Origin of the sequence: Vibrio tasmaniensis (assembly GCF_024347635.1) — a bacterium.
Lineage (GTDB): Bacteria > Pseudomonadota > Gammaproteobacteria > Enterobacterales > Vibrionaceae > Vibrio > Vibrio tasmaniensis.
On record NZ_AP025511.1, the window covers coordinates 1,248,225 to 1,263,075 of the forward strand.

The 14,851-nt window shown below is 42.8% G+C and carries 14 protein-coding genes; 6 read left to right on the plus strand and 8 right to left on the minus strand.

The window, feature by feature from the left end; translation table 11 throughout:
• From OCV44_RS19800 to OCV44_RS19810, 3 genes are all read left to right on the plus strand, one after another.
• The gene (locus OCV44_RS19800) at positions 1–681 is read left to right on the plus strand and encodes a spondin domain-containing protein (protein WP_139684907.1); all 681 of its coding nucleotides are present in this window, start codon (positions 1–3) and stop codon (positions 679–681) included.
• Positions 682–763: 82 nt separating this feature from the next.
• Positions 764–1,495, plus strand: a complete 732-nt coding sequence (locus OCV44_RS19805) for a response regulator transcription factor (protein WP_139684908.1) — start codon at positions 764–766, stop codon at positions 1,493–1,495.
• A gap of 58 nt (positions 1,496–1,553) precedes the next feature.
• The gene (locus tag OCV44_RS19810) at positions 1,554–2,927 is read left to right on the plus strand and encodes a sensor histidine kinase (RefSeq protein ID WP_139684909.1); all 1,374 of its coding nucleotides are present in this window, start codon (positions 1,554–1,556) and stop codon (positions 2,925–2,927) included.
• A gap of 33 nt (positions 2,928–2,960) precedes the next feature.
• Here the strand turns inward: OCV44_RS19810 and OCV44_RS19815 are convergent, their stop codons facing one another.
• Entirely contained in the window at positions 2,961–3,416 is a 456-nt protein-coding gene (locus tag OCV44_RS19815; protein WP_086050854.1) for an exoribonuclease R, read from the minus strand.
• A 158-nt stretch (positions 3,417–3,574) separates the two neighbouring features.
• A complete protein-coding gene (locus OCV44_RS19820; protein ID WP_139684949.1) occupies positions 3,575–4,504 on the minus strand; it encodes a DMT family transporter in 930 nt (309 codons plus the stop codon).
• A gap of 149 nt (positions 4,505–4,653) precedes the next feature.
• Between OCV44_RS19820 and OCV44_RS19825 the strand changes: the two genes are divergently transcribed.
• Positions 4,654–5,112 carry an Lrp/AsnC family transcriptional regulator gene (locus OCV44_RS19825; protein WP_139684910.1) on the plus strand — a complete coding sequence of 153 codons (459 nt, stop codon included), beginning with the start codon at positions 4,654–4,656 and terminating at the stop codon, positions 5,110–5,112.
• A 236-nt stretch (positions 5,113–5,348) separates the two neighbouring features.
• On the opposite strand, the gene OCV44_RS19830 is transcribed toward OCV44_RS19825, so the two are convergent.
• Positions 5,349–5,591 (minus strand): hypothetical protein, encoded by a 243-nt coding sequence (locus OCV44_RS19830; protein WP_139684911.1) that lies wholly within the window; start codon positions 5,589–5,591, stop codon positions 5,349–5,351.
• A 260-nt stretch (positions 5,592–5,851) separates the two neighbouring features.
• Entirely contained in the window at positions 5,852–6,427 is a 576-nt protein-coding gene (locus OCV44_RS19835) for a hypothetical protein (protein ID WP_139684912.1), read from the minus strand.
• A gap of 96 nt (positions 6,428–6,523) precedes the next feature.
• Between OCV44_RS19835 and OCV44_RS19840 the strand changes: the two genes are divergently transcribed.
• Positions 6,524–7,204: an SH3 domain-containing protein gene (locus OCV44_RS19840; RefSeq protein ID WP_139684913.1), complete on the plus strand. Its 681-nt coding sequence runs from the start codon at positions 6,524–6,526 to the stop codon at positions 7,202–7,204.
• A 169-nt stretch (positions 7,205–7,373) separates the two neighbouring features.
• Positions 7,374–8,336 (plus strand): DUF2860 domain-containing protein, encoded by a 963-nt coding sequence (locus OCV44_RS19845; protein WP_139684914.1) that lies wholly within the window; start codon positions 7,374–7,376, stop codon positions 8,334–8,336.
• 165 nt (positions 8,337–8,501) lie between these two features.
• Here the strand turns inward: OCV44_RS19845 and OCV44_RS19850 are convergent, their stop codons facing one another.
• Genes OCV44_RS19850 through OCV44_RS19865 form a run of 4 tightly spaced genes read right to left on the minus strand, consistent with a single transcriptional unit; the run spans position 8,502 to position 14,850 of the window.
• Complete coding sequence (locus OCV44_RS19850) at positions 8,502–9,812, minus strand: sensor histidine kinase (protein WP_139684915.1); 1,311 nt, start codon at positions 9,810–9,812, stop codon at positions 8,502–8,504.
• A 2-nt stretch (positions 9,813–9,814) separates the two neighbouring features.
• Positions 9,815–10,495: a response regulator transcription factor gene (locus tag OCV44_RS19855; RefSeq protein WP_139684916.1), complete on the minus strand. Its 681-nt coding sequence runs from the start codon at positions 10,493–10,495 to the stop codon at positions 9,815–9,817.
• A complete protein-coding gene (locus OCV44_RS19860; protein WP_139684950.1) occupies positions 10,485–13,640 on the minus strand; it encodes an efflux RND transporter permease subunit in 3,156 nt (1,051 codons plus the stop codon). The genes OCV44_RS19855 and OCV44_RS19860 overlap by 11 nt, the downstream gene beginning before the upstream one ends.
• Positions 13,630–14,850, minus strand: a complete 1,221-nt coding sequence (locus tag OCV44_RS19865) for an efflux RND transporter periplasmic adaptor subunit (RefSeq protein ID WP_139684917.1) — start codon at positions 14,848–14,850, stop codon at positions 13,630–13,632. Before OCV44_RS19865 ends, OCV44_RS19860 begins: the two co-directional genes overlap by 11 nt.
• Position 14,851 lies beyond the last annotated feature (1 nt).

Below are 14,851 nucleotides of genomic sequence, written 5' to 3' on the forward strand. Positions count from 1 at the left end.
ATGAAAGCTAGAATTCTATTTATCGCTGCATCAGTAGCTGTGTTAGCAGGTTGTCCGGACGATGACGACGATTACTATCGCTATGATGTGAGTGTTACGAACCTCACGCCCAATCAACCAATGTCACCGCTCGCAGTGTTGACTCACAATAATACCTTCAATCTGTTTGAAGTCGGGCAAAGTGCCTCGGTCGAACTTGAATACTTAGCGGAAGGGGGTAGTAATGCTCAATTGCTTGCACTCAGCGACAGTGACGCCAATGTTTATCAAGGTATCTCTGGCAATGGGCTGATTCTTTCTGGTGAAAGCGACACTGTTTCAATCCGTGTCAATCCTAACCAAGAAGACTACCTCTCCATCGCTTCCATGTTGGTGAACACTAATGATGCGTTTGTTGGTGAATCCGGTTTGTCGCTCAAGTCATTAGCGGTGGGTGACACCTTTGTCATGAACATGAATGTTTGGGATTCGGGGACTGAGCTGAATGACGAGTTTGCTGCAACGATTCCGGGACCTGCCGGTGGTGGTGAAGGCTTTAACACTACAAGAAATGACACGGATGTAGTGAGCTTCCATGCAGGCGTAATAAGCCAAGATGATGGCCTGACGACGTCGGCACTAAGTGGCAACCACCGCTTCCTTAACCCAGGCGCAAGAATCACTATTACTCGAACTGAATAATAGGGTTGAAAGCACGATGAAAGAATTCCTGTTCTGTTCCGGTCAATTGAAAGGTGGGTAGACTCCGAATAGAGCAGGGATCATGAATAATGCTGCGGTAAATTTGATGGCAAACATATTGTTGATTGAAGACGATGATGACTTAGCTGAACTGGTGAAGATGCATCTTAAGTTCCAAGGTCATCATGTCGAAAGAGCCAATACGATTGAAAAAGCGCAGGCTCTATATCTGGATGGTCAGTTTGATCTAGTCGTGCTCGATCGAGGCTTACCTGATGGTGACGGACTCGACTTTTGTCGGATGATCCGTCAGCAAGAAGATTGGACTCCCGTGTTGATGCTCACAGCAAGAGACGCTGAACTGGATAAAGTCTCTGGCTTAGAAGTCGGTGTCGATGACTACATCACCAAGCCATTCAGTGTGCTTGAGTTTCAAGCTCGTGTCCGTAATGTCTTACGTCGGGTTAATCATGCAGAAGCCACAATCAAAGAGGCTCCAACAACGGAATCTGTGATGAGTTTTGGTGGCCTTACCATTCAACCGGAGCGTCATCAGGTTTCTTTAAATAACCAAGATGTCTTGTTGACCGCGACAGAATTTACTTTACTTCATTTCTTAGCCACCCGTCCGGGTCGAGTGTATAGCAAAGATGAGCTGCTTGATCATGTATGGCACACCAACCATTCAGGCTACCACCACACCGTTTGTAGCACCGTCAATCGCTTGCGAACCAAGCTTGCTATGCCCAATAGCGATGATGACTTCATCAAGACTGTTTGGGGTGTTGGGTATAAGTTTGAGTCGAAGGCTTAGGGTTTGATTCTCGCTTTTTAAGTTCATTAATAGAAACAGAAGTCATTAAGGAGTAAGCATGAGTTTTAAGTCGCGCTTAGTGTTGTTTACCAGCTTGTGGTTTCTATTGGTGAGTGTGGTCATCGCCTACACCTATCATTGGCAAAAAGAGACCATAGAACAAAGAACCAAGCAGAGCTTACATAAAGAGCTCTCGGTGCATATGCGTGATGATAATCCTCTCATGATTGGGACCGACTACAACCCCAAAGCACTCAAATCTATATTCCATACCTTGATGTTGATAGGGCCGGATTTCGATATTTATTTTCTTGATAGTCAGGGCAATATTACGACTCATGCTGCACCGGAAGGCACTGTGTTAGCGAATCAGATAGACCTAGCACCCATTCAACATTTCTTAAACGACGAGCCATATCCCATTTTAGGCGAAGACCCGATCAACCCAGGCTCTCCTAAAGTATTTTCTGTAGCAGCGATTGAAGAGTTAGGTTCAACCGTGGGGTATTTGTATGTGGTGATAGGAAGTAATCGCCATACTGTGATCACCAACTCTCAGGTTGATACACCATACATTGCGCTTGCAGGCCTTGTGCTGGTTTCTATATTTGGCTTTGCGATTGGAGCTTATTTGCTAGTGAAACGTAGTCTGTTGAACCCAATTGAGGCGGTAACCAATAAATTGCAGCAACAAGCTGAGCAAGATTTTAGATTGGAACCTAACTTTGTCCATCAAGTACCAGAGTTGGTGCCCATCGCACGTTCTTATCAACTGATGGCGAAACACATTCAACAACAATTCTTGCAGCTTGAGTATCAGTCATCACACCGCAGACAAAGCTTATTACAGCTCAGTCATGATTTGAAAACGCCGCTTTCCAGTGTGCTTGGTTATTTAGAAACGTGGAAGATTAAAAATCCTCAATCAGATCCGTTGATTGACGTCGCCTACCGCAATGGCAACAAGTTGTCTGAACAGCTCCATTCACTACTCGACAGCGCCAAGAATGATAATCCTGTGCCTACATATCAATACGCTTCAATCGATTTCAATATGTTGATGAACGAATGCTTGGAAACGATACAAAGCCAGTATCGCCACAAGAATGTTGAGTTGAACGTCAATATGCCTAAAGGAATCAAGGCTGTAGGTGATGGTGATTTGCTTGAGAGGCTGCTCTTGAATCTGCTAGATAATGCGTTGAGGCATAGCCCGAGCGGAACAATGGTGTCGTTAGATGTAGGTTTAGAATCGGATTCAAAACGGGTGAAGGTCGTTATCCATAATGAAGTTGAACTAGAAGCACCTAATGGTTCGTTAGGTATTGGCACCAAAATCGCTCAGTCGATACTGATGTTGCATCATAGCGTGTTAGAAACAACAAAGGCAGAGAACTCATTTCAGCAAAGTTTCTACTTGCCTTCGGTATAGTTCTGTCTGCCTTCGATTCGGAGATATTCGAGTCTATCCGTTTTCTTTGCCTTCATTTACCTCAGCATAGAAGTGAAGCAACTCTGTGAGTTCTTTGACCCAACCAAATGCTTCTGTCGGTGCTTTCAACAAAATCTTCTCGACTTTGTCACAGTGAATTTCAAGGCTGATCGCTTGCTCAAGGTTGAACGACATTGCATAGAAGTGCCAAAGCAATAGTCGAGTCATGCGTTCGATGTTTTGTTGTGAGTTATCCGACTCACTAAACGCAAGATTCACTTCACTCAGCGCGATTGCTGTCATTCGCAACATCGCATCAAACTTTGCTGATTGCATACGTTCTTCATTGGTCACTTCTTCCTGTTCGAACGTAAACAGTTCCGTCATTGCATCTTCAGGGACAAGGCGATGAATCATTCTTAAACTAAATTCTTCTAGTTCTTCACGAGGCATGTTGTTTAAGCAAGTTAAAGTGTAATCGCGTTGCATGGTGTTCTCTTGGATCTGCAAAAAGGTCGGACAGTTTAATGGAGAAGTGATCTCAGAAAAAGCAGATTTTAGATAAGCCTACGTTTGTGGGCTTATCTATGTACTACAAGCCCTAAGATCGATGCTTAGGGCAACGGTACGTTGATTTAAACGCAGCCTCAGGCTTTGCTATGGCTTGGCGGTTGATACTGCATAGACTTGTCATGCTTCATGAAAATATTGCTCGCGACCAAGCTGCCGATGCAAATCGAACCAAGTGCTAACCAAGTCATCGTATCTGGAATTTCGTTGAACAGTGGGATCGCCAACAAGGTTGCAACAGCGGGTGTTACACTGCCAAAAGCAGCAGAGCGCTCAGCCCCTAAAGTATTAACAGCATATAAATATGTGAATGCCGCGATTAAGCCGGCGCCCACACCTTGCACAGCTGAATGCACAGCAAGCTCAGTAACTGGCCATTGAGAAATTGGTGTGTCCATCAAATGGCTAGGGAGGGTTCCTGTCATGATGAGGACCAGCAATAGTAAAGTGGAACCGAATGAAATGAAACCTGCACTCACAAGTGCATTAAGATTGGCAACACGTGCTGAGATGGTAAAAGTCGCCCACATTAAGCTGCCACACAATAATAACAAGTGACCTTTGGTGTGTTCAAAATTGAAGCTGGTTAGGCTACTTCCCAGAAACAACAATATCCCAAGCAAAACCAAACCTAAACCAACGACACGGTGTCGGCTAAGTGGCTGCTTAAAAAAGAGTACAGCGATCCCTGTTACGAACAGAGGAAGCGTTCCCGGAACCAAGGCGCTCCCGTGTGATACCGGAACAAACTGCATGGCTGTCCCTGCAACGAGTAAATAAGGTAGCCCGCACCCCACAAACATACCGGCCAAGTATCGATTCGGGACAGCAGCGATCGTGCTACGTGCTTTCCACAACAAAGGTAATAGCGCCAATGCTGGTATGAGGAATCGAGTCAGTGCGATGTCTGCAGGTGTTAAATCTGAATTTGCGCCGCCTTTAAGAGAAAGGAAAAAGCTCGCCCAGATGAGCAGAGTGACAGTAATAGATAAATAGCCAAGCTTCATAGTAAACAAGGAAAGTGGGTGATGACTCATTATGGGGTACTTGGTGTGCCATAGGTTGGCAAGTTTTGTTCTAACTTGAGGTGTAATTGATGATTTCTGCTAATATCTTGCCAATTGTTAATGAATTTAACCAATAATTGGTATTTGCTATGGATAGGATTGATAGACATCTTCTTGAGTTGCTTCAGAAAGACGGCAGGCTAACCACGGCTGAGTTAGCTGATGAAGTTGGCTTATCGGCTTCACCATGCGCGAGGCGAATCAAAAGACTGGAAGAAAAAGGGATTATTGATGGTTACCGTGTGAGCCTGTCACGGGAACAGGTCGGCATCGCAATGAGCGTGTTTGTTGAGGTGAGCTTGAACAACCACCAAGAAGTGTCGATTGATAAATTTGAAAGAGCGGTTGTCGAGATGGAAGAGGTCATCAGCTGCCACGTTGTATCTGGGGCTTATGATTACTTGTTAGAAGTTGTCAGCCCTAACTTGATGGCTTACGAAGCATTTACCAGAAAGCTACAGCGACTCTCCAACGTAAAAGACATACATACCCATCTTGCGATTAGGCAAGTGAAAGGCAATGCGCCACTTCCGGTTTATACGGACTGACTGTTTATACGAGCTAACGGTTTATACGAACAAACTGTCTATACGAACTAACAGTTTATACCGACTAAGCCGTAGGTAGGTGACACGCTGCCTGATGACATGAGCTGAAAAAGAAATGATTTTATGACTAATAGGAAGTACGGTCGCTATTAACTGCTATCTGACAAATGCGGATACGCAACAATAAAAAACGGAGCACCTCGTGAAAGGTACTCCGTATATGATAGGTGCAAAACTTAGTGATACTTAAAGTGAGAGATTGAACAATCCCCGGTTTGAGCGTTGATTCTGAATGAAAAAGCATGTGAATGATAATCCACACCGTCATTCCAAATCGTCTCTCCAAATATCTTACATAGCTCTAGCTCACTTACTGAACCGAACTCTTCCATGTGTTTAGCGACAGATAAAAGTTTACCTCTTATCTCTGCAGTCCCTTCCGTGTTACTCAAGCAGTTGAAAGCCATAGTTTTTTGCATATTACCTAGCCAAAATATTTATTGTTATTAAGTTATATGAAGAATCATGATAACAATTTTCTGGCGTTTGTAAATCTATTTTGTGATGAATATCTCACATAGTTGCTTGCATTGGTCGGAAAGTGAACGTCATTGTTGATAGTTAGCACATTACTTTTACAACTTATTGATAAAGCTTTGATTGATTATCTTTCTGAATGTGTTGATTTGTTCGAACTATGATTATTGGGGTAATCAAGTTGAGCAAGTGAGTAATCATTTTAGTTTTGTACATCGTTTATTGGTTGGTTTGTGTGGCGAGCTTCGTCAATCATCGTCGCTTCTTTACGGTATTTTGAAGAGAGCTGACGAAATTTTTTACTGAGTGTATGAAGATCTTGCGAGAGTGATTGTGAGCTTTGTACGTGTACCTGTGCACTTTCTGTTTGACGCGGTAGTCTTGCTTTAGCGCAGTGTTTAGCTATGGTTTGCCACGAATGCGTTAGAGACTCCGCCCCATCTAGTTCTGTAGACACAATATACGCCTGTTTTAATAGAACCTCAGAGACATCATAAGCGGTATTCATATGACTTTTGAGCTGCACATTAAATCTTTGTTCGTACTTTGCCCAAAGTCCAATGATCTGCTTTTCGTTGAAATGTTTAGATAGCAACGTTTGTGATTCATAGGTCGAGAGAACTTGGTTAAATTCTTTAGTGTATTGATTATAGCGTTCTTCAAATGATAGCTGGCGATCTAACAGTGTTTGCCAATTTTCACGGTCACAATGGTCTGCTAACGCGATATCGGCACTCAGAGGTACACTTATAATGACAACCTTCACCAAAAAATTCATGATTTACCTCTACTTAACTCGCTCTCTATTAAGAGTATAGATGAGCAGCAACATGAGTTGATGTACACTTGAGACATACCTAAAACGGAAGAGCTGGTGGATTTGATGAAAAAAGCGCTGATCGCTTTACTTGTGTTATTAATATTGGGCGGAGGAGGGGCCGCGTACTACTTCTTCGTCATGAAAACAGATCCAACTCCACCAGAGAAAGAAGAAGAGGCAGTTGTAGAAGCTACGACACAATCTGATTCTGATCTTACATCCCTCATAGATCCTCAGCCTGAGCCAGAACAGACTGAGTTCTACGTTTTGGATAGAAAACTTAAAGTAGTCGAGCAGCCCGAAATTGATGGTTTGATAACCGACTATCTTTATAAGGGTGAAAAGGTCGAGCTATTAGAGAAGCAAGGCGAATGGGCTCGTATCTCTGACTATATTGTTTTAAAGGAAGGTGGTCCACAGACGGCGGAATGGATTTCAATGTCTGGGCTATCTAATGATGAAGTGATTATCTCTGAGCAAGAAAGCAGAGAGATATTAGATTCATACTTGGCTAAATCCGATGATCTTAAGCTCTATCAAGAGGAGTTCCGCAATACGGTGGCTAAGCTTATCTCTGAAGGGGAATGCGACCCAAGTGATTTTGAAGAGTTAGGCGGTTGGGTTAAATCAGTTAAATACAGTAACCGAGACGTTTATTTTATTTATTGTGGTGGGCTGTCTCTTGAAAATAAAATTTATCTAGATGTAAAAACTAATGAAACATTTATGGAATAGGAACTCATTTCTATTTTTAGATATTTGTAGGTCCAGATATAAATGATTTACTAGTTAAACTTTTATTGCATATGTAGCCTATATACTTTGCCAATTAAGTATCCCTATTCACCCTGTGTTTACCTCCGAGTCGGCAAACTATCAGCAACTTTTATAAGGAGAAGTTGCGATGAATTACCGCATGTTAATGACTCTAGGGGTTTTGTTTAGTGCAAATGTATTGGCTGAACTTGGTGAGCCTGGCTGGGGAGGAGAGGTTGGAATATTAGTGGGGTTTGGTAGTGAAACCGATAACTCTGATGCTGTAAAAAAAGGCAGTTTGAACAGTAAGGGAGAGACTGAATCGAGTGCGCTTATTGAACCGTTAGGGCAGATACGTTATACCTTTGGCTCAGATAACGACCAACAAGTATTTATAGGATCATCGCGAGGCGATGTTATTGAAGGTGTTTTTGCTTTTGAATTCGGTTACGCACTGGAATATGGCAACGAATCGGTCGTATCGTTCTCTTATCTTCCAACAATCGCAAGTGGTGAAGTATGGGAAGACCCATTTATAACCAATACTGCGAGGAAGACAACTGATATCTCTGGTGATACCTTTCGTGTACAACTCGATAACTTATTAGATGTTGGTTTATCAGGTGATTTCGCTGTCTACAAGCAAGATATTAAGAATGATAAATCGGGTGCTCACCTTGGAGTGCCTACAAGCGTGCTCCAACGTGATGCTAAAGGCTATTATGTAAGCCTATCAATGGAGGCGCCAGTCACTGAAACCTCTTTTATTGAGCCATCATTATCTTATCAAAAACATCTTGCGGATGGTGAAGCCGTTTCGTTCTCTTACTACTCAAGCTCGTTAACCTACATAATGATGGTGGACGACCATGCATTTTCGGTGAATGCTGATTACAGCTACCGTTCATTTGATGCATCCAATCCAGTTTTTAAGAAAACACGTGAAGATAATGAATATAGCGCAACGCTTGGCTATGAAAATATGGATGTTTTGGGCTGGGAAGATTGGGGGTTCAACGCATTAGCTGGTTATTCTAATAACAATTCAAATATCGAATACTACGACTCTAGTGGTTATTTTATGAGTATTGGTGCAAGCTACCACTTTTAATTAACTGACGACAGAATCATAGTTATTTCAGGGCTAGCATATTTGTTAGCCCTTTTTTGTTTATACTTTTTGTTGATATAACTTGCACCGTTATAGTAAATAACGGGTCACCCTTGCTTGTTAAAAATCTCGATAACTTCGTTAGAAATTTTGATTGTAGAATAACTAATTATCGAAAAGTACTGACTTGTTCCCAGTCGGTAAATGAAGCCTAGCCCACAAGCCTCCCTTAATTTCCTCAGATTCAAGGTGCCACCCTAACTTGTTACATATTTTTTCGGTTAAATCCTGCCCTAGGCCAAAGCTATCCTGGAATGGCAGATCAAGTTCTTGTGTATTGATATTTTTGATCACTATGCTGTCTTGTTCAAAATAGATATTAATCGTGCCGCAATGTGTGTATTGGAAGGCGTTACGAATGAGATTGCCAACGACAATTTTGATTGGAGTCTCTGGGAGTTCCACTGTTGGGGCATGAGCGTAATTACGGATGATGTCGATCTCTTCACCTTGAATTAAGTACTCCAACTCTTCTATCAAATTATCCAACAAAGCGACTACCGATACTGAGCTCTGATTCGGAGGGGTTTCACTTTTTCGGACTAGCCAAAGCATAGTTTCGGTAATTTGTTGCATGTTGGTACTAGCACGGTCGATACGGCTGATTGGTCGCTGTAAATCTGAGGATAGGGAAATGCGCTCTAATATCTCCATATTTGCTCGTATGATTGCAATAGGTGTTCTCAATTCGTGACTAGCATGAGACAGAAAACGCTGCTCTCTTTCTACCAATTGCGCATTCTTACTTAGTGCCTTTTCGAGATAAAGCGCAACTCGATTGTACTCACTAAATTTAAAGTTGGGAGCTGGGTTCGCCAATAAGTCGTTGGACGCACTTTCTGACCATTGGACGAGTTGTTCGGTTTTTTTTCCGACTCGATAACTGTAGAGCCAAAGTGCCATTACAATGAAACAGATATAGCTAAGAGCTATGTAGAGAATGAGGTTAAAGCGATGTTCGAACCACATGTCCATGGTATCGCCAATCAGACGGTAGTCGTATCGAGCTACACCGAATACCAATCGTCCGTCTTCGAGAGCAAAACGGTAGACACCAAAGACAGCCTCTTTCTTGATGTCGTTGGTAACCGTTTCATCAACGAAGACGACAGTGAATTCGTTGTTTTCTAGTGTTACATCCCGAAGTACATTTTTATCATCGACCTTTATGTTAGGCAATTGGTCATAATAAAATGACACCACGTAAGACTTAGGTAGTTTTGCCTCTGGATTTATAAGGCGTACTTCGTTAAAGCTCAACCATTCACTGGCGAGTCGCATTTTTACTGAATCTTCTATCCCATATTCAAAGTGGCGAATTAACAGTTCGCCAAACAGTAAGGCCGTCAGCAGTGATAAACCCAAGAAGAAGGCTGTTAGATGCCCGCGTATTGGGAAGCTCTTTTTCATGTTCATGGTTACTCTTTGATTCTCAGACCTTGACCAACAACCGTTTCAATTAACTTAGATTCAAAAGGTTTATCGATTTTTTGTCTCAGTTGATAAACTTGCACTTTGATGTTGTTACTTTCTGGTGCGTCATTTGGCCATAAACATTCTTCTATTTCTCTTCGACTAACCACTTGTGGGCTGCGGCGCATGAGGAGCTCTAAAAGCATTAGGTTGAGTCGATTTAAGTCTAAGACTTGCCCTGATCTTGATACTTGTTGGCTTTCTAGATCATAGGCTAAGTCACCTTGTACTAACCTTTTTTGTTGGCTACTTCTTCGCTTAGAGAGTGCCTTGATGCGTAAGGCGAGTTCTCTCATTGCAAACGGCTTGATTAAGTAGTCATCGGTGCCAGCATTGAAGCCAGCTTCTTTGTCTTCCAGTGTATCTTTTGCCGTTAGCATCAAAATAGGTGTGTCATCACCGTTGTCTCGAAGTCTTTCACAGACAGTAAAACCATCAATTTTAGGTAACATGAGGTCAAGGAGAATAACATCGTAGTGATTTTGTTTTGCGAGCGAAAAGCCACTCAACCCATTGTAAGCATGGTCACATTTGATACTTTCAAATTCGAGAAACTCTGCAACTGAAGCGGCGAGCTCCTTGTCATCCTCAACTAATAACACGTTGATAGATAGGTTAGATTTCATTTTTCCTGACCCCAGTAAATGAAGCTGATCGTTGGGTGATGATATTGTGATACAGCTGCTTGATATCTTGTTGAACCATTAATAACAAGGGTACCAAAATAAGTGTTATTATTGTTGCGAATAAGATCCCATACCCCATGGACGTAGCTGCAGGTATCAAAAACTGAGCTTGAGGAGATGTCTCTGACAGTAAGGGTACTAAGCCAAAATACGTAGTTGCAGAAGTTAGCACAATAGCGCGCAAGCGTCCCGTTCCTGATTCAATTAACGCTTCGTATACAGTATCACCACTCATTATCTTTGTATTAAAGCGTGAAATTAGCAACAAACTGTCATTCACGACGACCCCGGTTAATGCAAGCATTCCAAACAGAGAAAGTATACTGATAGGTATCCCTTGGATTAAATGCCCCATTAAAGCACCCACAATACCAAATGGAATAGTACACATGATCAGCAGTGGCTGAAAATATGAATTGAGTGGTATAGCAAGCAGTGCGTAGATGCCGATAAGAGCGATAGCAAACACGCTATACAGTGAATTTGATATTTGTTCCTGTTCTTGTTGCTGTCCAGAAAGAACAATGCTCAGATCACGATACTTATTCTGTAACTCTTTAAACAGGTCGCTATCAAGTTTATCAACGATTTCTTCTGGAGAGGCGATCGTTTTATCAACATCAGCTGTTATCACATTGACCCTGTTACGGTTTATTCGTTCAATGTTTTTGGACACGTATCGAGTCGATATATTGGCTACTGCATTGAGTGGTACTAACTTACCATTGTTCAAGCGAATTTGAGCGTATTTGAGATTATCCAGTGTTTGTCTTTTTGCCTGAGGGTATTGAATCTTGACCTTTATTTCATGCGACCCTTCTTGAAATTGCTGCACTTCGTAACCTTGATAGGCCATGTTGAGTTGTTGTAGGAGGTTCGATGTGGTGAGCCCCATGGTTAACCCCATTTCGTTAACTTTAATATCAACTTGGGCTTGTGTATTTGCGAGGCTACTTTTTATTCCATGCACACCTTCTACATTGTTGAGGTGATGAGTCAACTCGCGAGTTGCGCTGCTGATCGTTGCTTGATTTTGACTTCTTAATTCTATGCTGATCGCTTTATCGCTGATCATATCGGCTAAGAAATTGGCGCTGTCTATGCCTTCAAGTGTTGGGATCATGGCCTGCCATTCTTTAGCGATATCACCCGCGCTGATTGGGCGTTGAGTGTTGCTCGAAAGACCAACAATGATTTGAGAACTGTTATTGGTGGTTTCTACCAATACACTTTGGATTGGCGGTACAGCCAGCGCATATTGGCGCACCAATGAATCATTCAATGATGCAGCCATTTGTTCAACTTTAAGTGTTTCACGTTGTACCAAACCGTAGCCAGCATCATCTTCGAAGGCAAGCTCAATAGTGATAAAGTTGTCAGAGATCTCTGGAAAAAATACCGATTTAAGCTTGCCTGTCATTAGCGACCCGCCAACCAAAATACACAGAGAAACAAATCCACAAATTACAGCATAACGATAGCGTATAGCCAGTTGTAAACAGGGTTTGTAGAAGTGCCAAGTAATGTATTTGAAACCACGCAGAACACTCTGTTGAACATGGTGCCATACAGCAGGAATACCTTTTGCTGAAGTCGGTTTCATTTTGACGCGAGCAAGGTGAGCTGGAAGAATTAATTTGGATTCAATGAGAGAGAAAATTAGGCAGAAAGTCGCCGCCATAGCAAATTGCGCAAAGATTTTCCCGAGTTCACCTTCGACTAAACTAAGAGACATAAAAGCGACTATGGTTGTCAACACACCAAATGTGGTCGGTGTCGCTACTTTTTGTGCACCAGCGATGGTCGATTCAATGGAGGCGCCGTGTTTCTCTCTTTGTTCGTAAATGCTCTCACCGATTACAACGGCATCATCAACGACAATGCCGAGTGCCATAATGAAGCCAAAGGTGGTTAATTCATTAAGGGTGAGCCCAAAGAAGGAATCCCCCATAAGTACCATTGCTCCGGCAAATGTAACCGGTAGGCCAACGGCAACCCAGAAAGCCACGCGTATGTTTAAGAGCAGAGCCAGTAAAATAACAACGAGAGCGATACCTTGAGCACTGTTCTTAAGTAGCAAAGATAAGCGGTTCTTAATCGGCTCACTTTGATCATTCCATTGGGTAAGGTGGATACCGTTCGGCAGTGTCAACTGGTAAGCATCAACGATGGATTTAGTCTCTTGTGCTAGCTGGTTAATGTTTGATTGACCATACATTTTCACCGCTAAGCCTACTGATGGCTGACCGTTATAACGAGTAATAGTGCCGTCGTCGTCAAGCCCTAATTTAATGTGAGCAACGTCTGACAAGAGGATGGTTTGTCCTGTTGCTGTGCGTTTGATTGGCAGAGAAGCGAAATCTTTCGCACTTCGGTGTTGTTGATCCGTTTTAAGAACTAACGTCCCTTGAGAACCTTTAAGCTGACCAGCCGTTTGGGTTAACGATTCTGCTTTGATCTGGTTGACGATTTGGTCCATCGAGAGACTGAAAGCTTGCAATTTGGCCTCATCAATTTCAATAGAAACTTGCTGAGCTTTCCGGCCAATGTAATCAACCTTCTGTATTAAAGGGGAGTCTAGGAGCTTGTTTCGTAGCTCGTCTAAATAACGCTGTAATGCACTGATAGGTACATCGCCAAACAGGTTAATTGAAACTACTTCTTCAAGGTCGGCTTGACGAGTGATCACCGGCTTTTTGGCCTCACTAGGTAAATCGCCAATAGCATCAACCACACTTTTTACATCTTGCTGCAGTTTGTCGAGTGAATAACCACTCGACTTAGTGATGGTTACCGTGGCACCGTCACTATTTGAACTGCTGTGTATTTGTTTGATACCTTCCACACCTAACAATGAATCTTCTATCTTTATCGCAACGCTCTCTTCAGCCGAGCGAGCTGAACCACTTTGATATTCGATATTCACCGTAATATTGGTCGGGGGGAGTGAAGGGAAGCTTTCTACCCGTGATTGGATAACAGCAAAACCACCCGCTACTATGATCAAAACCATTAAAAGATTTGCGGCAACAGGATTGTGAACAAACCATGCGATAACGCCATGAGTTTTTGGGTTATTGTCCATCATTCACCTCTTTAAGCGATTCGCCCTTAGTCGCACGGTTTGAGTGATTCCGATTGGATGCGAGTTTGGTTGTGTTATCTGTCTGAGGGTTCTCCGAGATTGCTAGTACGTGCATCCCTTCCACGTAGCTAGACAACGGCTTTACAACCAAAGTGATTTGCTGATTTAGGTTGTCCTGATCAAAACCCATCGCATCGACATTTTGAAACAGCGATTGCGTCTTGTGACGATGAAGCAGGCCTTCTTTGACGTACCAAATATTACCGTCCGCCGTAATGGAAGAGGAAGAAACTACAAAGCTATCAGAGTAGCTCTTACCTGGGATGATTATTTTCACAAAGCTACCGAGCAACAAAGGTTCTGGCTGTTGAAGAGGGGAGTCTATTTTTAATATGAGGTTACGCATACGTGTTGATTGTTCCACGAGCAGTGAAAGGTGACTCGCTCGAGCTGCCCATTGTTGCCCTGAATCTGATGCTGACTGTATTGTCACCGCCAGTGCACTTAAATCAGAGGGGAGCTGTTGCCAGTCGCCTTCCGTGAGCTGAAGATGTACTTCAGCAGTTTCTATGGATTTTATCTGTCCCAATGAGGTTCCGGATGCAACAACACTGCCTGTGGTGACGTTACTTTGGCTGACAATGGCATCAAAAGGAGCATGGATATTCGTGTTGCTTAGTTGTTGCGTAGCATCTTCAACTGCTTGTTGTGCGGCGTTTAATAGTGCCTTTGCTGCTTTAAACTGAGGCTCTCGCAAAGCGAGGGGACTCGGCGCTTCTTTTATACCTGAAGTTTTCCACTCTTTTTGAGCACGTTGATGTTTGCGTTGTTCTTGGAGAAATGAAAGTTGTGCGTTTGCTAGGTCTTTTTCTGCGTTAGCCAACAATACTTGGTAACTGGAATCGTCAATGCGAAATAAAAGGTCGCCTTTAGAAACTTGCTCACCCAGTTTAAAGTGTTTCGCTTTTGAAAGAACCACTCCGGAAACCTGACTCGTAAGCGATAAAGTCTCTTCTGGAATGACCTGTCCGTAACCTTCAATGGTGGAATGGTGTTGTCCTGCTGCAATGTCGACCGTAGTGACTTTGATATATTGGCTAGGCTGAGCTTCCAGTTCTAGCGTTGTTTCTTCGGGGATTGACTTTAAGATGTACATTACAGTGGCAACAATACTAAGCAAACCCAAAACCGTAATAAGTATCTGTTTCATG